This window comes from Chryseobacterium sp. Y16C (assembly GCF_022488405.1).
GTDB classification, from domain to species: domain Bacteria; phylum Bacteroidota; class Bacteroidia; order Flavobacteriales; family Weeksellaceae; genus Chryseobacterium; species Chryseobacterium geocarposphaerae.
This window is the reverse complement of the sequence record NZ_CP092711.1, coordinates 181,615-202,779: the sequence shown is the minus strand read 5'-3', so window position 1 is coordinate 202,779 and position 21,165 is coordinate 181,615. Positions and strand designations below refer to the sequence as shown.

Annotated in this window: 12 protein-coding genes and 1 tRNA gene; 10 read left to right on the top strand and 3 right to left on the bottom strand. The window is 36.4% G+C overall.

All coding sequences use genetic code 11. The features are described from left to right. Positions 1 to 6: 6 nt before the first annotated feature. Complete coding sequence (gene gndA, locus MKS83_RS00890; RefSeq protein WP_240581563.1) at positions 7 to 1,425, bottom strand: NADP-dependent phosphogluconate dehydrogenase; 1,419 nt, start codon at positions 1,423 to 1,425, stop codon at positions 7 to 9. A 263-nt stretch (positions 1,426 to 1,688) separates the two neighbouring features. On the opposite strand from gndA, the gene MKS83_RS00885 reads away from it, so the two are divergent. From MKS83_RS00885 to MKS83_RS00860, 6 genes are all read left to right on the top strand, one after another. Next, positions 1,689 to 2,546 (top strand): AraC family transcriptional regulator, encoded by an 858-nt coding sequence (locus MKS83_RS00885; RefSeq protein WP_240581562.1) that lies wholly within the window; start codon positions 1,689 to 1,691, stop codon positions 2,544 to 2,546. A 79-nt stretch (positions 2,547 to 2,625) separates the two neighbouring features. Beyond that, on the top strand, positions 2,626 to 3,342 hold the full coding sequence (locus MKS83_RS00880; RefSeq protein WP_240581561.1) for an FAD-binding oxidoreductase: 717 nt from the start codon (positions 2,626 to 2,628) through the stop codon (positions 3,340 to 3,342). Between the two features lie 195 nt (positions 3,343 to 3,537). Then, complete coding sequence (locus MKS83_RS00875; RefSeq protein WP_240581560.1) at positions 3,538 to 4,557, top strand: SDR family NAD(P)-dependent oxidoreductase; 1,020 nt, start codon at positions 3,538 to 3,540, stop codon at positions 4,555 to 4,557. A 19-nt stretch (positions 4,558 to 4,576) separates the two neighbouring features. Beyond that, a complete protein-coding gene (locus MKS83_RS00870) occupies positions 4,577 to 5,305 on the top strand; it encodes an SDR family NAD(P)-dependent oxidoreductase (protein ID WP_240581559.1) in 729 nt (242 codons plus the stop codon). A gap of 126 nt (positions 5,306 to 5,431) precedes the next feature. Continuing rightward, complete coding sequence (locus tag MKS83_RS00865; RefSeq protein ID WP_240581558.1) at positions 5,432 to 6,244, top strand: helix-turn-helix domain-containing protein; 813 nt, start codon at positions 5,432 to 5,434, stop codon at positions 6,242 to 6,244. A gap of 286 nt (positions 6,245 to 6,530) precedes the next feature. Then, on the top strand, positions 6,531 to 6,590 hold the full coding sequence (locus tag MKS83_RS00860; RefSeq protein WP_240583217.1) for a hypothetical protein: 60 nt from the start codon (positions 6,531 to 6,533) through the stop codon (positions 6,588 to 6,590). Positions 6,591 to 6,670: 80 nt separating this feature from the next. Here MKS83_RS00860 and MKS83_RS00855 read toward each other — a convergent pair. After that, a tRNA-Ser gene (locus MKS83_RS00855) sits at positions 6,671 to 6,758 on the bottom strand. Positions 6,759 to 6,897: 139 nt separating this feature from the next. Between MKS83_RS00855 and MKS83_RS00850 the strand changes: the two genes are divergently transcribed. Beyond that, positions 6,898 to 7,197 (top strand): hypothetical protein, encoded by a 300-nt coding sequence (locus tag MKS83_RS00850; protein WP_240581557.1) that lies wholly within the window; start codon positions 6,898 to 6,900, stop codon positions 7,195 to 7,197. Between the two features lie 225 nt (positions 7,198 to 7,422). On the opposite strand, the gene MKS83_RS00845 is transcribed toward MKS83_RS00850, so the two are convergent. Beyond that, positions 7,423 to 9,225: a hypothetical protein gene (locus MKS83_RS00845; protein ID WP_240581556.1), complete on the bottom strand. Its 1,803-nt coding sequence runs from the start codon at positions 9,223 to 9,225 to the stop codon at positions 7,423 to 7,425. A gap of 306 nt (positions 9,226 to 9,531) precedes the next feature. On the opposite strand from MKS83_RS00845, the gene MKS83_RS00840 reads away from it, so the two are divergent. The 3 genes from MKS83_RS00840 (at position 9,532) to MKS83_RS00830 (ending at position 21,158) form a co-directional block, all read left to right on the top strand. After that, entirely contained in the window at positions 9,532 to 12,342 is a 2,811-nt protein-coding gene (locus MKS83_RS00840; RefSeq protein ID WP_240581555.1) for a TonB-dependent receptor, read from the top strand. A 137-nt stretch (positions 12,343 to 12,479) separates the two neighbouring features. After that, complete coding sequence (locus MKS83_RS00835) at positions 12,480 to 13,505, top strand: phytase (RefSeq protein ID WP_240581554.1); 1,026 nt, start codon at positions 12,480 to 12,482, stop codon at positions 13,503 to 13,505. A gap of 654 nt (positions 13,506 to 14,159) precedes the next feature. After that, complete coding sequence (locus tag MKS83_RS00830) at positions 14,160 to 21,158, top strand: type I polyketide synthase (protein WP_240581553.1); 6,999 nt, start codon at positions 14,160 to 14,162, stop codon at positions 21,156 to 21,158. Positions 21,159 to 21,165 lie beyond the last annotated feature (7 nt).

Below are 21,165 nucleotides of genomic sequence, written 5' to 3'. Positions count from 1 at the left end.
CAGGATTTAGTTATTTAGGTTTTGCCATAAAGTATGAAAAACTCCTTCTCTGTCAGTTCTTTGGTAAGTATGTGCACCAAAATAATCTCGCTGAGCCTGCAGCAGGTTTACAGGTAAAGATTCTGTGGTGTAAGCTTCGAAATACCCCAGAGCCGACTGAATTCCTAAGCTTGGAATTCCGTTTGATACAGCAAAAGCAGCTGTTTTTCTTAATGAAGAAATTTTATCTTTTACAATTTCTGAAATTTCCTGATCCAATAAAATATTAGATAAGTTCTCGTTTTTGGAATAAGCTGAATAGAATTTCTCTAACAGAACAGAACGAATAATGCATCCTCCCCTCCAGATTTTAACAACATCTTTTAACGGAATTTCAAACTGATATTCTTCAGAAGCTTTAACCAATAATGCCAAACCCTGAGCATAGCTGATTAAAGTAGATAAATACAAAGCATCACCCACCTCTTTAATAAACAATTCTGTATTTTCAGGAGCTTTTACTTCTTCTTTAGCATATAGCTGAGAGGCTTTCACTCGCTCATCTTTATAAGCGGATAAAATTCTTGAAGTGACTGCAATATCAATCGTTGGAATAGAAACACCAATTTCCATAGCCTCCTCGGAAGTCCACTTTCCGGTTCCCTTTGCTCCTGCTTTATCTAAAATCTTGTCGACAAGAAAACCGTCTGTTACATCGTCTTTTTGCTGGAAAATATCTCTTGTAATTTCAATAAGGAAAGAATTCATCTCGCCTTCATTCCATTTTTTGAAAACTTCATACAATTGGTCATTGTTAAGATTAGCCCCTTTTCTTAGTAAATCGTATGCTTCACTGATTAATTGCATGATGGCATATTCAATACCGTTGTGCACCATTTTAACATAGTTTCCTGCAGCACCTTTCCCCATATAAGCAGTGCAAGGTTCACCGTTTACTTTTGCCGAAATAACTTCCAGCATAGGCTTAACCAAATTGAAAGCTTCCAAATCTCCACCCGGCATAATACTCGGTCCTCTTCTTGCGCCCTGCTCTCCTCCGGAAACTCCCATTCCCATAAAATGAAGGTTTTTAGAAGCTAAATCAGCTATACGTCTCTCGGTATCTTTGAAATAAGAGTTTCCTGCATCAATTACGACATCTTTTGGGCTCAAAAGCGGTGTTATGCTTTCAAGAACAGCATCAACCGGTTTTCCTGCAGGAACCATCAAAATAATTTTTCGAGGACTGTCTAAACTTAACACAAATTCCTCCAGGGAAACAGATCCAATAACCTTTGTACCTGAAGCCACTCCTTTACGAAGTTCTATTACCTTTTCTTCATCTAAATCGAATCCTGCCGCAGAAAAACCGTTATCAGCAATATTATAAAGCAGATTTCTTCCCATTACACCCAGACCAACGACCCCGTAATTATACTTTTCCATTCTTACTTAAATTTATTTTATAAATCAAATTTACTGAAATGCGTGCCAGTAAAAAAATTATCTAAAATTTTCTTTCAATCGTTACATTAGTTATCATCAACTGGAAAATGTCATTAATTAACTAATATATTGATAATAAAATCATTCAAAACGTAAACTACAATATTAATTTTAAATAATGATATACTTCTGATGTACCGCCAGCGTGTATTGAGACAGTTTTAGTATCTTTAAAGTATTGAAAAACATCAACAAAAAATAAAATGACCGGAAGATCAAAGTATATTCCCTTAAAAACTTTAGACAAGGAATTTGACAAAGGTATTGCTGTTGGTAAATATCCGATCGCTGATTTACAACTTTCAGAAGAAGCCGGCAATTCACATCGGCACGATTATCATTTTTTTATTTTGCAGGAAAAAGGAACATCTCATTTTGAAATTGATTTTGAGAGATATCAAATAAAAAAGCCTTCACTTATTTATATTGCTCCCAACCAGGTTCACAGAGTTTTAAAAGCCGAAAACATTGAGCTTTGCCTGTTAGCCATCAACGATGAAAACCTACAACCTGAATATCTGAAATTATTACAGGAAATCTCCCCCGCAAAACCATTACCGATAAATTCAAAACACTTTTCTCTCATCAGCAAGGCATTTTTGTTATGCATCAACCTGTTTGAAGAAAAAGAAAATAAATTATACTTATCATCACTAAAAGATGGCTGCAATACTTTGACTTCCTTATTTCTATCCCAATATTTAGAAAAATCAAAACAAGTGGATACCATTTCCCGATTCGACCTTGTCTCCAAAGCATTCAAATTAGCATTGGAAAAGAATTTCATTAAAAATAAACGGCCTGCAGACTATGCCCAAAATTTAAATATCTCTGTTCCCTATCTTAATGAATGTGTGAAAAATACAACAGGATTTCCTGTTACTTATCACATTCAGCAACGTGTTATTCTGGAAGCCAAGCGATTGCTTTACCATTCAAATAAATCGGTCAAAGAGATTGCCGATGAATTAGGTTATGAAGATTATGCCTACTTTTCACGTCTTTTTAATAAAATAACCGGAATGACCGCATTAACTTTCAGGAACAAAAACCACGATTAGTCCTATACCTACACGTTTCATTCCATTGCTTATCGACACCTTTCATTGTTATTTTGCCATATATTTTTAATGCAATAACATGATTTCAAAATTACCAAAATGGGCAGCTGACCTGACGGAAAAAGCCGGCTCAATAATGACAGATATGAAAGTAATGGAAACGGTTTACGTAAGCCCCAACATTAAGAAAATACGGTTCCTAGGTGATCTGTCACGGATGAACTTTCAAATAGGTTATGCCTGTGTTATCCGTGTAAGCGATACGGAATTTAGAAATTATTCCGTATCCTATCATAATGTGCATGAGGGCATTTTGGATATTATTTTTCACATACACGGCAATGGTGTCGGAAGCCGGTACATCAACGCATTGAAGCCGGAAGATGAACTGCGCATTAGCATTCCCAGAGGTAAAAAAATGTATAACGACACCATACAACGGCAGTTTATTTTTGGCGACGAAACATCTTTGGGACTTGCCTGCTCAATTTTGCCTATCCTTCAAAAAAGTAAACATCAATATCAGTTTTATTTTGAATTGGACGATGAGAACCATAATGTTCCGGAACTATTAGGTCTGGAAAATTATACTATTTTTTCTAAAAAGAATACATTCAGAAACCAACAATGGATAAGTGAACTTCCGGTTTTCAGCACTGATGAATGGGACAATGCTAATTTTATACTGACAGGAAATGTAAAATCAGTTCAGACTTTCAGAAAAACTTTAAAAGAAAGATCAAGAGGGAGCATTTATTCGCAAGGTTATTGGCTCGAGGGAAAAAAGGGTCTATAAAAATATAATCTCAAATAAAAATCAAACTCCCAGTAACAGGGAGTTTGATTTTTATTTGAGACAGTCTGAAATTCCACTAATCTAAACTAACGCTTTCACTGGTCTTTTAAACAAAGTAAGTTCGGACGTTTAAACAAAATTCTTCGTCAAAATGACATCTACCTTTGTCTTAACAAAATCAAAATTTTTCAAAAAATGAAAGCAAACAATTATCAAGGAGCATTACAGAAACCGCTGGGTTCTGGCTTCACAGCAGCATCTACTTCAACAGAGGTAATCAAGGGAATCGATCTTACCGGTAAAATCGCAGTTGTAACAGGTGGCAATACAGGGATAGGGTTAGAAACAACAAAAACACTGGCATTAGCCGGGGCAACAGTCATCGTTCTTGCAAGAAACGTGGAAAAAGCAAAAGCGAACCTGGAAGATATAACAAATGTTGAAATTGAGGAAGTCGATATGATGTCTCCCTCTTCTATTGACACATTTGCTGAAAAATTCATTTCATCAGGGAGACCGCTTCATTTATTAATCAACAATGCCGGTATTATGTGGGTTCCTTTGCAACGTGACGGGCGTGGAATTGAATCTCAATTGGCCACAAATTATTTAGGTCAGTTTCATCTTACAGCAAGATTATGGACCGCATTAAAACAGGCAAACGGAGCAAGGGTTGTAAATGTTTCTTCTCTGGGACATCATAATTCCGAATTTAATTTTGAAGATCCGAATTTTGAAAACAGGACTTATGAAACCCTTCAGGCTTACGGTCAATCAAAAACAGCAAGTAATCTTTTTGCTATGGAGCTAGACAATCGAGCTAAAGACTTCAATGTAAGAGCATACTCTTTACATCCCGGTTCTATCGGAGGGACAGAATTAGGAAGAAATGCCGATCCTGAACAATTCAAGAAATTAGGCTTTTTGGATGAAGATGGAAATATTCGTCCGGAAGTCCTTGCTGCATTGAAAACTATTCCCCAAGGTGCTGCCACTACTGTTTTTGCCGCGACCAGTCCATTATTGAATACAATAGGTGGTGTATATCTCGAAGATAATGATATTGCAGAGCTCTTACCAACAGATCCTTCCCTTCAAACCAATGCAAAACTGCATCAGAGTGGTGTACAACAATATTCGTTGGATGAAAGTTCAGCAAGACACTTATGGAATCTTAGCGAAGAAATGACAGGAGTAAAATTCAACATCAATTAATCATTCAAAATTTATTAAAATGAAAAATTTAGATCATAAAGTTGCCGTCATTACAGGCGGCAACAGTGGAATCGGATATGCTGCCGCAAAAGCGCTGAAAGAGAAATCCGCCAACGTAATCATTACGGGCAGAAGAAAAGAAGCCCTTGAAAAAGCTGCTGTCGAGTTGGGAGTAACGGGTTTGATTGCCGATCAATCCAAATTATCTGATATTGATCAGCTGGTCGCTGAAGTTGCCTTAAAATTTGGAAAAGTGGACATTTTGCTTATTAACGCGGGGATAACAAAATTTGGCCCCATAGAACAAATGAAAGAAGATATATTTGACGAAATCATGAATGTCAATTTCAAAGGTGCTTATTTTACACTGAGTAAGTTTATTCCTATTCTCAATGAGGGTGCATCTGTGATATTACTTTCGTCAACCTCGGCAACGATTTCTCCGGCAAATGCATCGGTTTATGCAGCCAGTAAAGCTGCTGTAAATGCAGTGGTCAAAATAGCTGTTCTTGAATTGGCTCCCCGGAATATCCGTGTGAATGCGGTAAGTCCCGGCCCAATTGCTACGGAAATTATGGACAAAATAGGATTGAATGATCAGTTGGAACATCAATTAATTGACAGTATTCCCCTCTCCAGATTAGGCAAACCTGATGAAGTAGCGGATATGATAACTTTTTTATCAGGAAGCAATTCTTCTTTTATTACCGGTTCTAATTTTTTGGTTGATGGCGGCCAATCTGTTTAAAATATCATCAACGTAAGAACTAAGCTCTTCAAATACAAATAATGGGCTTTTAAGCAAAGTAATCAATATGAAATTTTTATATTTATATATTATTCTAGCTTAGAAGCCCAACAAATAGCAATCATTATGGAATATAAAGCAAAATATATTACAGACAATATTAAACTGTCATGTTATGAGGATAAATTTTTTAAATCGGATATCAGCTTTGAGTGTCATATGCTGATCTGGTTTATTTCCGGTGAAACAAAAATTGTACAGGCTGATGCTACGTATCTTTTTAAAAAAGGTGATATTTTCTTAATTCCGAGGAATCAGCTGGCTACCATTATCAATTATCCTAAAGACGGGCAACCCCATAAGACAGTTGTCATGCACTTAACGGCGGACAAGTTAAAAAACTTCTATGCAGATCTGGATGTAAAACCAGATGTACGGCATTCACAAAGAATACAATACTACAATAATCATCCATTACTGGAGAGCTGCCTTTCCTCATTGATTCCTTATTTTGAAATGCAGGAAATTCCTCAAAATATAGCTTCATTAAAAATCACAGAAGCAATAAGCATCCTCCGTGCAATCGATAAAGGAATAGATAATGTCCTTGCCAATTTTGAAGAACCCGGAAAAATTGATTTGGCAGCGTATATGGAAAAGAACTTTATGTTCAACTTGCCACTGGAAAAGTTCGGATATCTGACAGGAAGAAGCCTTACCACTTTTAAAAGGGATTTTAGTAAAATATTCAATATCACACCGCAGCGATGGCTGACAAAAAAACGGTTAGAATTAGCCCATTACCAATTTGTTGAAAAGAAAATGAAGCCAATTGAAGTTTGTTATGAAGTAGGATTCGAAAATCTTTCACACTTTTCATATGCTTTTAAAAAACAATTCGGTTATTCGCCCACGGAATTATTGGCAGCCAAGAATTAACGATTCTGTTTACACAATTATAAGCGGTTTCCAACAGCCAGGAAACACCTTTTCCAACCCCGAATCTTAACAAAATTGTGGGATCATTTTTAAGGTCATTCCCAATCTCAATCTCTACTATATCAGAAAGGGTAAGCTCAAACTTTTGCCCTGACAATGAATCAGCAATATCAGCTAACTGACCATAGGTAATTGTACCTCCACCGATGTAAATAATAGCATCTTCAATCTGTGGTTCAGCAAAAAATATCTCAGCAGTTAATTTACCAATGGAATCAGTCAGAAAATGCTGACGAAATATCTCCGCGAATTGGAAAGTGACGGTCTTATTTCAAGAACTGTCTGACTTTTTTTGATACTGTGCTAAAACAAAAACGCTGAAAACATAAATGTTTACAGCGTTTTAGCTTATTTTGGTTTCTAACCTGGCGGAGAGTGAGGGATTCGAACCCCCGGACCTGTTACAGTCAACAGTTTTCAAGACTGCCGCAATCGACCACTCTGCCAACTCTCCATAAACTCCGATTATATCGTCGTTTTCAGTGGTGCAAATATAGAACTATTTTTACTATTGACAAAATTATTTTCAGAAAAAATATTACTTTTGAATCCATTTCAGAAAAGCCGTAATTTAATCTACAGAATATCAAGTAATGCCGCTCAGATTTATATCCAGAATTATTATAAAAGGAAAGATCACTGTTCCTGAAAACAGAATACACTTTCATGTAAAGGATAAGGATGGAAATGATTATACTGATATTCCCTTTCATTATCCAAGTATAGAAGATATAAGAGATGATTTATCAAATTATCTGAGCATCAACGAAATCAATATTCAATTAGACTATCTTTCGAATTCAACAAAAGAACTTCTTCAGATCGTAAGGGAATTGAATTTACAAAGTTTTCTGATTGAAAGTTTTATAAGTTATGGAGACAGCTACCTATAGATAATCTCATCACTATAATTATAGACCAGCAAAAGATTCTTCCTGAATCACTGTTAGGTCCTGTAGATAAAAACAACGGAGATCTTTTTAAAGATGCTTATGGTTATGAATATTGGGATATTCTTTATCACGGCTATGAATATGCACAATTAAAATATCAAAAAGAACAGAGAAAATAAACATTAATAAAACAAAGCCCCTCAATTATGAAGGGCTTCTTAATTTTTAACTTTCAGGAATTTCGATTTTCACTAATAACAATCTATAATCATTTAATTGTTGTTTAATTGTATTCACCTCTGTTTTAAAGAAATCCGAAACTGAGAGCAGCTCCTCATAGTAAGCAATCCCACTAAAAAGGTTCTCTTTAAATACTTTCCATTTTTTGATTTGGGAATTGCTGATTTTTCCTGTTAGATTACTGATATCTTTTTTCAGATAATCAATATATAACTTTAATTCATTAATCAGCATATTCGGTCGATTCTCGTAAGAAATAATATTGTTATTGCCATAAATATGCTGTACCATTTCACCGAGAGAAACTTCTTTATCAAAAAAAGCTAAATTCGGTCCCGGACAGATAACCACTCCCTGCTTCTCCCCTTTTAGTTCTAAATTATTTTCTATATAAGCCGAATTTACCAATCCTACACAAAGACATGCCTTTTCCGTAATTATTTCTTTCTTTTTCTGAAACTGTGTTTCTGTCAGATGCTCCTTTTCCTGAGCCAACTCTCCAAGCTTTGTATCCTGATATTTTTTAGAAGCCGTACAAATTCCTTTTGGAGAATATTCCTTATTTAACGCCAGCAGTTTCTTCGGACATGAACTTCCGTAATGATCTTTAGATTCTTTGTTTCGTCTAAAAATTTCGTTTGAAGTTCCTTTCACTGTATTAAAAGGAACTCCTAATGGAGAAAGATTACTCAAATAGAAATCATTTTCTTTTGATTTTGCAAGTAGTTCTCTGGTTTCATTATCCATAGCTGTAGCTTCCGGAACCAAAAGAAACGGCGATCCCCAACCAACACTGTTCACTTCATAAGTTTTCAAAAGAAACTCATGTTCTTCAGCGGTTCCTACTCCACCCTGAACGGTAATTTTCATTTCTAAAGGTTGAGTGACTGTATATTTTCCTTTTTGCTCGAGTGCTTTTACCATCAAACAATGGGCAGAATCTATCAGCTCATTTTTTCTTTCCTTGAATTCTTGCATAATCGGGCCCAACAATAGTCCTTCTGTTGCAAAAGCATGACCGCCACAATTCAATCCGGACTCTATTCTGTATTCAGAAACCCAAAGTCCTTTTTTAGCCAAGAAGTTCCCCTGAATCATCGCTGAACGGAAATCGCTGACTTTCAGAATGATTTTCTTTTTCAGAAAACCGTTTTCATCAGGAAAAAAATCATCAAACTCTTCGATATAGCTGTATAAGCGGGGATTCATTCCTGCAGAAAGCACCATAGAGGAGGACAATTTACTTTTCGCAAACCCCCGTAACGAAGCATGTGCATCATTATACATCACCGGTAATTGCTCATTTTTATGAAAATTATCTTTATCAACCTTGGTCATGATATTGACATCAATATTTCCAGGAGAAAGATGGGTTTCAACAAAATGTTTGATTGAAGAAGCAATATTTTCTTTTTGATTAAGGAAAACCTGAAAATGATTTTTCAGTTCTGAAGTATTAGGAAGCATTTCCATAAAATTCTTCAAAGTCATTTTACTTTTTGAAATTTCTTCTTTAAAGGCTTCAAATTTTTCGTTGACGATATCATCCATCATATCAAGATACGCAGTAATTCTCTTGGCACGGTAGTCGTCAATCTTTGTTGAAATACTTGGATACTTCAGATTGAACTTTTTGCTGTAAAAGTTTTTCATTTTTTCTATAATCTCATCATCAATTATAGAAACTACGGAAGAAATGCCGTATTGCGCTACACGAATAGGACTGTCTATGGTGTACGCCAAACCCATTACGGGAATATGGAAATTGTGCAAAGGTTTTTGGATCATTTTTTTATATTGATTAAAATAAATGTCTTACCCTTAAATTCCCATCAACTTATTTCACTTCTGCAAAAATATCAGTTTTAAATTAATTATGCCTACAATAATAAATCATTTTTCAGAATCTGTCTAAAATCATCCTTACTAATAAAAAAACCATAGAAAAAGTCATTTATAAAAAATTAACAATAGTTTAATTTCAACCTCAAAACAGCCTACCTATCGTAACAAATCATTAAAACAATCTTAAAATTCTCTTCAAAGCATTCTCTAAACGAGCATTTAATTTTGCCTGAATTAAATCTAAAGAAAGTGAAGAAAATTTTCACCTCAGTTCTCTTATGTGCCTCTATTTATTTTTATGCACAATCAGGTACTGTTTCGGGAAATATTAATGATGATTCAAGAATTGCACTACCCGGAGCAAAAATTTCTTTGATTCCAGGAAATATCTATACGACTTCGGACGACCACGGAAATTTCGTTTTCTTAAACGTTCCTGCAGGAAGCTACACCATGAAAGTCGACTATCTTGGATATGGAATCAGAGAATACAACGTGATTGTAGAATCTGATAAAAATACCCAGCAAAATATCATTTTTGCAAGAAAGGAAACCACCATTGAAGAAGTTGTTGTCGCCGGAACCACGTTAAAAAATCAAGCTAGAGCTTTAAATAAGCAAAAAAATAACGCCAATATCACCAATGTTATTTCATCCGATCAGATCGGGCGTTTTCCCGATGCCAATATAGGGGATGCATTAAAACGTGTTCCCGGAATAACAATTCAAAATGATCAGGGTGAAGCGAGAAACCTGATTATAAGAGGTCTTGCTCCAAATTTGAACTCGGTGACTTTAAATGGTGACAGAATTCCTTCTGCCGAGGGAGACAACAGGAATGTTCAGATGGACTTGATTCCTTCCGATATGATCTCCACAATTGAAGTTAATAAAACCTTGACTCCCGATATGGATGCGGATGCTATCGGAGGTTCTGTAAATCTAATTACAAGAGCTTCTCCGAACGGACGAAGAATTTCGGCGACCGTTGCAGGAGGTTACAGTCCGATTCGTGAAAAAGGAAATTATACGGCAGGATTGGTATATGGAGATCGCTTTCTGAATAAAAAATTGGGAGCCGTATTCAGTTTTTCATACAATAACAACAATTTTGGTTCAGATAATATAGAACCAACATGGAGTCTTGCAAAAGACGCAGCACAAACTGCTTATGTAAGCAAAATTGGAATTCGCTACTACAACGAACACCGCATCAGACATAGTTTTGACCTGAATTTGGATTATGAATTCAACTCAAAAAATAAAATTTATGCTTCTGCGATGTATAATTTCAGAAATGACAAGGAAAACCGCTATGCTTTAGGCTACAAAATAAAACCTGTCTACAGTGCTGATAAATCGGCAATCGAAGATTGGGAAGGAAGTATTACCAGACAGGTTAAAGCGGGAGATTACAACAATGACAATACCCGTTTGGAGCGACAAAAAGTACAAAACTATGCTCTACGAGGAGAGCATCTTTTAGGTTCAAAAATTGATCTGGACTGGGCAATGAATTATGCCATAGCAAGTGAAAAGAAGCCTCATGAAAGATATATCGAGTTTGAAAATGAAGATCTAAGTTTTTCATCTAATTTACTTGATCCTAGAAAACCAATAATTCTTCCAACTTCGGCTGATAATCTTGGAGATTACCAATTGAGTGATCTTTCAGATTCCAACAGCTTTACACAGGAAAAAGAATTTGGAGCAAAAGTTAACTTACGCTTTCCTTTCTCTGTGATTGAAGACCAGAAAGGTAGAATTCGTGTTGGTGCGCGTTTAAGATTAAAAACTAAAGAAAGGGAAAACGATTATTTCGCTTTTGAACCGATCAATGATATGGGAAGTTTGTTGAATGTTCCTACCACTTATTTTGACGGGCACAACTTTCAGCCGGGAAATTATGTTCCGGGAACATTTGCGAGTGCCTCTTATTTAGGACATTTAGATTTATTTAATTCGAATTTATTTAACTCAGAATCAAAACCTGAGGAATTCCTTTCCGGAAATTATAATGCCAAAGAAAATATTTATGCAGGATATATCCGTTGGGATCAGGATTTCAACGATAAACTTTCAATGATTGTCGGAGCCCGTATTGAAACTACAAAAATTGATTATACAGGAAATTATGTGATGGATGAAGAGGATTTGGTAGGAAAAATCACCAACACCAATACATATACCAATATCCTTCCGAATGTATCATTTAAATATGTTCCGGTTCAGAATCTAGTTCTTCGTGCAGCGTTCACTACCGCTTTGGCGCGCCCGAATTATTACGCTTTGGTTCCTTACCTGAATGTTATTTCAGGAGACGAAGCAATTTCTGCAGGAAACCCGAACCTAAAAGCTACTTATGCTTATAATTTCGATTTTATGGCAGAAAAATATTTCAAATCGGTAGGTATTCTTTCCGGAGGTGTTTTCTATAAGAGTTTAAAAGATTTTATTTATACTTATTCAAGAAGAAATTACGCTGCGAATGACTTTGTCAACGATTTTGGAGGGCAAAACAACCCTATTCCGGCAGGAGAAAATAACTGGAGCTTCACACAGCAAAGAAACGGTGATAATGTAAAACTATACGGTTTTGAGGTTGCTTTACAAAGACAACTGGATTTCATTCCGGGCGCTTTCTGGAAAGGATTGGGAGTTTATGTAAACTATACCTATACACATTCTAAAGCAAAAGGAATCACCAACGAAGACGGCTTGGAAAGAACAGATGTAGGACTTCCGGGAACGGCTCCGCATATGTTCAACGGATCGCTTTCTTGGGAAAACAAACGTTTTTCGGCTAGAGTTTCTATGAACTATGCCTCTCATTATATTGATGAATTGGGTGGAAATTCTTTTGAAGACCGTTATTATGACAATCAATTATTCCTTGATGCCAATGCTTCTTATAAAATCACAAGTCAGTTAAGAGTGTTTGCTGAAGCGAATAATTTAACCAATCAACCGTTGAGATATTATCAGGGAATTAAAGACAGAACAGGTCAGGTTGAATATTACAGACCGAAGTTTAATCTTGGAGTGAAGTTTGATTTTTAATTGAATACATCCAAATCAACCGTTCAGTTTGTCATTCTGAACAGAGCGAAGCGGAGTGAAGAATCTATATATTGCTGAGATTCTTCGTCAGAACGACAAACAACTGTTAGAAAAAGTAAACACGTTTTACAATTTAAATGAAAAAAGTAAATTATAGTATAGCCTTATCCGTTTTACCATTTGTGGTAAGTTGTGTACGGCAAAGCCAATTAGGAAAAAAGCTAGAACCTACCGTCGTTACAGAAACTGTGATGTATGACACTGATGATCCTGCGATTTGGATTAATCCCCTAGATGCTTCACAAAGTATTATTATCGGAACCGATAAAGATACGAACGGAGGTTTGTACGCTTTTAATCTGGATGGAAAAATCATCAATAAAGTATTAGGTTTAAAACGTCCGAATAATGTTGATATCGAATATGGGTTTGAACTAAATGGACAAAAAACAGACATCGCCGCAACAACGGAAAGAGAAACCAACAAGGTAAAATTATACTCGCTTCCTGATTTAAAAGAGGTTGGAGAATTCTCTGTTTTCGATGGTGAAACCGAACGTGGTCCTATGGGAATTTCGATGTATAAAAATCCTAAAACTGGAGAAATTTTCGCAATTGTAGGAAGAAAATCAGGACCTAATGACGGTTATCTTTGGCAATATAAACTGATTGAAAAAGACGGAAAAATAACAGGAGAAGTTGTAAGAAAATTCGGAAAATACAGCGGTTTAAAAGAAATTGAAAGCATAGCTGTAGATGATGAAATGGGATACATTTATTATTCTGACGAAATGTTTGGTGTTCATCAATATTACGCTGATCCGGAAAAAGGAAATGAGGAACTGGCTGTTTTCGGAAAAGGTGATTTTACATCTGATGTCGAAGGGATCTCAATCTACTCTACTTCTGCCAATACAGGTTATATTTTAGTTTCCAATCAGCAGAAAGATACTTTTAATGTGTATTTAAGAGAAAATCCTACGAAAGGAAGAATTGCAGAAATCCCTGTTTCTACCAAAGAAAGTGATGGTTCAGAAGTTACGAATGTAAATCTTGGGGCAAAATTCCCCAAAGGAGTTTTTGTTGCCATGAGCAACGGCAAGGTATTTCATTTGTATGACTGGAGAATGTTGGAGGAAAGAATAAAAGCCAATATGAAGTAATCAAAAATTCACTTATTATATTCTATCAGAGCCATTGCAACATGTATTGCAGTGGTTTTTTATTTTTCACAGTTATTCTCTTGCGCCATAACTTATATAATTTTCAGGTAAAAAACAACTCTCAAAACATTGAAATATTTTTATTTTATTTATATATTTGTTTACCATACTTACTAAACGACACATTCTTAATTCTGACAATCGATTATAAACTATACACATTCAGTATATAGATAGTTATTCTTGTGTTAATAAATTATTATCAAATAAGCTTTATCATTATAAATATATCAGAAATAAGTTATTGCTTCTCAGCTAATTTTATTCACTGTTTAATGAAAAAATAAATTTAATTTTAATAAATAAGCCTATTTAACTCATATAAAAGCAATCATATCATAAATTTAATTTATTTGTATAATAAATGCATATAATAAATAAAAGGCACAAATAAATACAAGCAATTTATTATCAGTTATTTAAATATCATATTTCATTAATGTTAAAAAATTATTATTAAATATTGTTTATTATTGAAAATATAATAAAAATTAACTATTTTTATGCTTTCATAATAAACTATCAATTTATCCATAGGTAAGTTTTGATGTTTATTGTGAAATCCCCTTCCATCATTTCAATACCAACAACACAATGAAAAACTTAACCATTATTGGATTAACTCCTTTTGAAAAACCGGATGTTAATCTTATTATTAAACTCTATGAAGCAGATGCGTTCCCTGTCTTAAGCCTAGGACATGAGTTAGTGATTGCCCAGGAATCACTTAATCTACTTGATAAAAAAGATATACCATACTATGGTATTCATATTTCAAATGAAAAACTAACATCCCTCAACATTTCGGAAAAGGTACAGTTTGCGATTCAGCCTATCCAGATTCCCGTAAATCCTTTATGGAATCTGCCAATCATCTATCAGGTGAGCAGCTTGGAAGAAGCCAGACAAGCCGAGCAATTAGGTGCTAAAGGCATTATTATTAAAGGCAATGAAGGCGGAGGATTGGTAGGATACGAATCTACGTTTGTTCTTTTCCAACGCGTGATTAAAGAAATAAAATCCATTCCTGTTTGGGTACAGGGCGGAATCGGGCTTCACACCGCTGCTGCTGCAAAAGCTCTTGGAGCTTCGGGTGTTGTTTTAGACAGCCAACTTGCTTTATTCCCTGAAACTTCTGTTCCGAAAGAGATTAAAGATTTATGTACAAAATTAAACGGTACAGAAACAAAAATCATCGCCAATCATCGGGTATTGGTAAGACCCAACTCTCCTTCTCTATCTGAAAACACAACTGCCGAAGAACTGACAGCATATTTCACAGATCTTGATGTAAGCAAAAGCTATATCCCTATGGGACAGGATATTTCCTTGGCAATCGATCTATATGAAGACTTTAAAAATCTGAAAAAATTAATTTTTGGATTTAAAGAAGCCATGTACGGTCATTTGAAACAGGCAAAAGTGCTTCAAATTATCGACAAAGAAAATAGTTTAGCGAAAGATTTAAACTTAAAATATCCTATCGCACAAGGTCCGATGACTCGTGTGAGCGACGTTCCTGCATTTGCGAACGCGGTTGCGGAATCAGGAGCGTTACCTTTCGTTGCTTTATCTTTACTAAAAGGTAACGCGGCAAAATCTTTGGTATTTGACACTAAAAATTTAGCCGGAGAAAAAACCTGGGGTGTCGGAATTTTAGGTTTTGCACCACAGGAACTGAGAGATGAGCAAACTTCTTATATTTTAGAAGCAAAACCACCTGTCGTTTTGATCGCAGGAGGAAGACCCGCCCAGGCAAAAGTGTTCGAAAAAGCAGGAATTAAAACATTTTTACACGTTCCCTCTCCTGCCCTTTTGGATATTTTCCTTAAAGAAGGTGCTACGAATTTCATTTTCGAAGGTCGTGAATGTGGCGGTCACGTTGGTCCGCTTTCCAGTACTGTTCTTTGGGAAAAACAGATTGAAAGAATTTTAAAAGAAGACCATCCTGAAAACATCAGCGTATTTTTTGCAGGCGGAATTCATAATGATTTTTCAACAGCGTTTGTTTCCATTATGGCAGCTCCGCTGGCAGCAAGAGGCGTAAAAGTCGGTGTATTAATCGGTACTGCTTACCTTTACACTCAGGAAGCCGTTTCTTGCGGAGCTATTCAGGAGGAATTCCAGTTACAGGCATTACAGGCTAAAGAAACCGTTTTGTTAGAAACCGCTCCCGGACACGAAACACGTTGTTTGGACACGAATTTTGCTAAATATTTTAATGAGGAAAAATCTAAATTAATCGCAGCCGGAACCGACAAAAAAGAAGTTTGGGAAAAGCTTGAAAAATTAAACGTCGGCCGTTTAAGAATTGCAGCAAAAGGCGTTGAACGTCAAGGAGATCAATTGGTAAACATTCCTAAAGAAGATCAATTAGATTTGGGAATGTATATGATTGGTCAGGTGGCGACGATGCATGACAAAGTAATTTCTTTAGATGAATTACACGAAAATGTAAGTATCAATAATCAAAAATATATTCACGAAGCCGGGCTTTCAGAAGAACCTGCTTCTGTAGAAAAACCTTTAGATATTGCCATTATCGGAATGGAATGTATTTTCCCTGATGCAAAAAATTTAGAGGAGTACTGGAAAAATATCGTTCTTGGAAAAGACAGCGTAACGGAAGTTCCGGACGAAAGATGGAATAAAGAATTATACTATCATCCTGATTCTAACGAAGCCGACGTTTCCCATTCAAAATGGGGCGGATTTATTCCCAAAATCGATTTTGATCCATTGGCATTCGGAATTCCGCCACAATCTCTTGCTGCGATCGAACCAACTCAATTGTTGACGTTATTGGTAGCAAAACGTGCGATGGACGATGCGGGGTATGGCGAAAAACATACGAACAGAGAAAATATTTCCGTAATCATCGGTGCTGAAGGTGGCAATGATTTGGCGAATAGCTACAGTTTCAGAGGATTTTACAAGCAGGTTTTCGGTGAGCTTCATGAAGAAGTTAAGGAAGCTTTTCCACATACTACAGAAGATTCTTTCCCTGGAATTTTAGCGAATGTTATTGCGGGAAGAATTACCAACCGTTTAGATTTAGGCGGAAGAAATTATACCGTAGATGCAGCCTGTGCTTCTTCTTTGGCGGCGATTGATCTGGCTTGTCAGGAATTGGTATTAGGCAAATCAGATATGGTTTTGGCCGGTGGAGCAGATTTACACAACGGAATCAATGATTATCTGATGTTTTCCAGCACACACGCGCTTTCCAGAAAAGGAAGATGTGCTACTTTCGATAGTGAAGCAGACGGAATCGCTTTGGGAGAAGGCGTTGCAATCTTAGTATTAAAAAGATATGAAGACGCCGTAAAAGACGGCGACAGAATTTATTCTGTGATCAAAGGTGTCGGTGGTTCGAGTGACGGAAAAGCGCTTGGCTTGACTGCTCCGAGAAAAATCGGACAGGTTCGTGCGCTGGAAAGAGCTTACACACAAGCCGGAATCAGCCCTGCATCCGTTGGACTGGTTGAGGCACACGGAACAGGAACTGTCGTTGGAGATAAAACAGAATTAAGCGCTTTGACGAATTTATTCAGCCGTTCAGGAGCTTTGCCGGGACAAACCCATTTAGGATCCGTAAAAACTCAAATCGGACATACAAAATGTGCAGCTGGTTTGGCAGGCTTAATTAAAGCTTCACTGGCAGTTTATCACGGTGTAAAACCTCCGACAATTCACCTTCAACAACCGAATGCCTATTATAACTCGATAACAAGTCCATTCGCATTCAATGCGGAAACCGGAATTTGGCCTGATAAAAAACGTTATGCAGGAATCAGCGCCTTCGGTTTTGGCGGAACAAATTTCCATACAGTAATCGCCAATCATCCTAAAGAAGATGATTCTGCGGTATTACAATCCTGGCCTTCGGAATTATTTGTGTTCCGTGGAGATACGTATGATGAGGCTAAAATTCAATTAAATCAGATTAAATCTTTACTTGAAGTTAATGACAGTATCGCCTTAAAAGATATCGCTTACAGTTTGGCAACAAGTTCAGAAAAACAGGTTCAGTTGAGCATCGTTGCCGACACAGCCGAACATTTGATGATGAACATCGAATTAGCATTATCAGGAATTGAAAGCAAAGACACATTTACCGTTAATAAAAAAGAAGGAAAAGTAGCGTTCTTATTTCCAGGACAAGGTAGTCAGCGCATCAACATGGCTCGTGATTTATTCGTAGCCTTCCCAGAAATGCGAAAGTTAATCGATTCTTATCCTGAATTGGAAAAAGTGATTTTCCCTTCAAAAACTTTTAATGAATTTGATTTAAAACAACAAAAAGAAACAATAAAAGATACCCGTTTAGCACAACCGCTTTTAGGAATAGTTGATTTGGCTTTGGCTAAATTCTTACAATCCATCGGAATTGTTCCCGATATGTTAGCGGGACACAGCTACGGAGAATTACCGGCATTATGTTTCGCAGGGGTTTTCGAAGAAGAAAAACTGGTTGACTTAAGTATTCAAAGAGCAAAATCGATCTTAAACTCTGTTGAAGGCGGAGATCCGGGTTCTATGATTGCGGTAAGTGCCACCAAAGAAAACTTACAGCCGATTTTAGCACAGGTTGAAGGTTGTTATCCTGTAAATTACAACGCTCCGACTCAATGTGTGGTGGCAGGAACTACGGAAGCCATCAACAAATTAATGGAAGTTTTGAAACAGGAAAGAATTTCAGCAAAAAAACTGGAAGTTGCCTGTGCGTTCCACAGTCCTTTACTGGTGAAATCTAAAGGTTTATATCAAACTGTTTTAGAAAACGTTCCTTTCAAAGAAATGCAGATTCCGGTTTGGTCAAATACGACAGCAGAAATCTATCCGACAAACACTTCCGAAATCAAAGAAAGATTAACAGATCATTTGGTACAGTCCGTAAGATTCGTGGAAGAACTTCAGGCTATGTACAATGACGGTGCAAGAATTTTTATCGAAGTTGGTCCCGGAAAAGTATTGACAGGATTAACAAAATCTTGCCTTGAAAAAGACCAGTTGACGTTGTTTGTTGAAGATAATAACACTAATAAATTAACACATCTTCTTTCAACACTTGCTCAATATTTGGGAACAGGTCGAAACTTTAATATTGCTAAACTATTCGATGGTCGAAATGCAAAATCTATTCAAATCGATCAGCCAGAATTGTACAAGAAAAGTCCTGCCATTTGGCGCGTGAACGGACAAGCAGCTCATCCAACGACAGGTTCACTCCCTGTTAATGGTGCATTACCCATCATAAATCCACTTCAAATGAACAATTTTACACAAAATACTCAAACTCCTATAGCTGAAAATCAGACGAATGCAGAACGTATGTTGCAGGAATATTTAAACAGCATGAAAATGATGATTCAGGCACAACGTGACGTGATGCTTTCCTTCTTAGGACAGAATCCGCAGGTTCATCAAGCTCCTGTTTATCAAGCTCCGATTCAAAATATTCCAACTCAGAATATTCCTGTGCAAGTGGTTTCTACACCAACGAATAATGGTACTCAAGCAACAACTGTTGTTCCCGAAAAACAGGCTCCGACAAAGGATATCAAAACATTATTGCTGCAAGTTGTAAGCGATAAAACGGGTTATCCTCACGAAATGTTGGGTATGGAAATGGATTTGGAAGCAGATTTAAGCATTGATTCCATTAAAAGAGTTGAAATTATTGGTACGCTGAAAGCTGAATTGGGTTCTTTCTCTTCAAACACAGCTAATGAAGATACCATTATGGAACAGTTAGCCGGAATTAAAACATTAAATGGGTTAGTTTCCTGGTTAACAGAATATTCAGGAGCTTCAAACACAACAGAAAAAGTTGGAATTATAGAAACTCAAGCCTCAACTTATCAAGCTCAGGCCGGATTTTCTCTTGAAGAACTTCAGACAGCGATTTTAAATATTGTAAGCGATAAAACAGGTTATCCGAAAGAAATGTTAGGTTTAGACCTTGATTTAGAGGCAGATTTAAGCATCGATTCCATCAAACGTATGGAAATTATCGGTGATTTAAAAACAAAAATCGATTTCGGTGGAGATATGGAACAAGCGGATGATTTAATGGAAAAATTAGCTGCGATTAAAACATTGAATGGACTAGCTTCTTGGATTCATGAAATGAGCGGAAATGCGTCTTCTGAACCGGAACAAAATGCATTATCCCGTCTTCGTTTTGATTTGACTCCGACTGATATTTCCTTAACGGAAAACACAGAAATTCTTCACGGAAAACGTTTTGCCATCACTCAAAATGACAGCAATCAGACGTTAGCGATTAAAAATGAGCTTGAAAAATATGGTGCGATTGCGGAATTAATTGATTCTGATAAAGATTTAACAGATTTTGACGGATTAATTATCCTTGATTTATTCTCATCTTCTGCGAATCACAACATCATTGATCACGTTGATTTAATCAAAAAAATGGATCTTGATAAAGCAAAATGGATCTATCTGATTTCCGATATTCCGGCTCACGTTCAGGAATTGACGGACACTACCCTTTTGCGCCATTATAAGGGACATCCGGGGCTTTTCAAAAGTTTAGCACGTGAGTTTGAACAAACGAATTGCAGATTAATCAGCTTAACATCCCCTCAACAAATCGAGCAGATTGCTGAAATTACTTTAAAAGAAATTTTAACAAAAGACAAACCTGCAGAAGTAATCTATAAAAATGACAAAAGACATAAAGTGGATATTATTCCGTCACCCTTGTCAACAGGTTTAAGCGAAGCTCAAATTCAATTGGATACAAATTCCGTTGTATTGGTTCTTGGAGGCGCTCAGGGAATTACTTCAGAATTGGTAAAGCATATGTCACAGGCTTATCCTTGCACTTATGTTTTGGTCGGAAGATCTGCTGATCCGAGAAATCATGCGACCAATAGTGAACTGGAAGCATTTAAAACTAAGGAGGAAATAAGAGCCTATCTTATCAAATCAGGAACATTCACTTCACCTTCTGAGATTGAAAAAGAAACGATAAAAGTTTATAAAAACAATCAGATTCTACGTACAATACGCGATATGGAGCAATTGGGAAATACGATTGTTTACCAATCATTAGACCTTTGTGATGAAAACGGTTTATCTGAATTAATCAACAATATTTACGAAAAATACAACCGTTTAGACGGAGTTATTCACGGGGCAGGATTGCTGGAAGATAAATTATTCAAGCAAAAAACAACAAGCTCTTTCGGACGTGTTTTCGATACTAAAGTGAAACCGCTTCGTGTATTGGCAGAACAACTTCGTACGGATTGTCAGTTTGTCGTATTGTTTTCAAGCATCGCTTCGGTGTACGGAAATAAGGGTCAAACCGATTACGCTGCCGCAAACTCCGTTTTGGATGATTATGCGAATGCTTTAAATAAAAAATTAAAAGGAAAAGTAATCTCCATCAACTGGGGACCTTGGAAAGGAGCCGGAATGGTTTCTCCAACCCTGGAAACGGAATATGAAAGAAGAGGAATCTCTCTAATTCCATTGGATCAAGGGAAGGAAATTTTCCTGAATGAAATAAAATACGGCACAGAAAGTCAGGTATTAATCATGTCTGGAAATAACTGGTAATCTCTGT

Bases quoted from the DNA above. Each gene is read 5' to 3' on its own strand.
- MKS83_RS00850 (WP_240581557.1), top strand. From the start codon at position 6,898: ATGCCGCTCAGATTTATATCCAGAATTATTATAAAAGGAAAGATCACT.
- MKS83_RS00845 (WP_240581556.1), bottom strand. From the start codon at position 9,225: ATGATCCAAAAACCTTTGCACAATTTCCATATTCCCGTAATGGGTTTG.
- MKS83_RS00835 (WP_240581554.1), top strand. From the start codon at position 12,480: ATGAAAAAAGTAAATTATAGTATAGCCTTATCCGTTTTACCATTTGTG.
- MKS83_RS00865 (WP_240581558.1), top strand. From the start codon at position 5,432: ATGGAATATAAAGCAAAATATATTACAGACAATATTAAACTGTCATGT.
- MKS83_RS00885 (WP_240581562.1), top strand. From the start codon at position 1,689: ATGACCGGAAGATCAAAGTATATTCCCTTAAAAACTTTAGACAAGGAA.
- MKS83_RS00875 (WP_240581560.1), top strand. From the start codon at position 3,538: ATGAAAGCAAACAATTATCAAGGAGCATTACAGAAACCGCTGGGTTCT.
- MKS83_RS00870 (WP_240581559.1), top strand. From the start codon at position 4,577: ATGAAAAATTTAGATCATAAAGTTGCCGTCATTACAGGCGGCAACAGT.
- gndA (WP_240581563.1), bottom strand. From the start codon at position 1,425: ATGGAAAAGTATAATTACGGGGTCGTTGGTCTGGGTGTAATGGGAAGA.
- MKS83_RS00830 (WP_240581553.1), top strand. From the start codon at position 14,160: ATGAAAAACTTAACCATTATTGGATTAACTCCTTTTGAAAAACCGGAT.
- MKS83_RS00880 (WP_240581561.1), top strand. From the start codon at position 2,626: ATGATTTCAAAATTACCAAAATGGGCAGCTGACCTGACGGAAAAAGCC.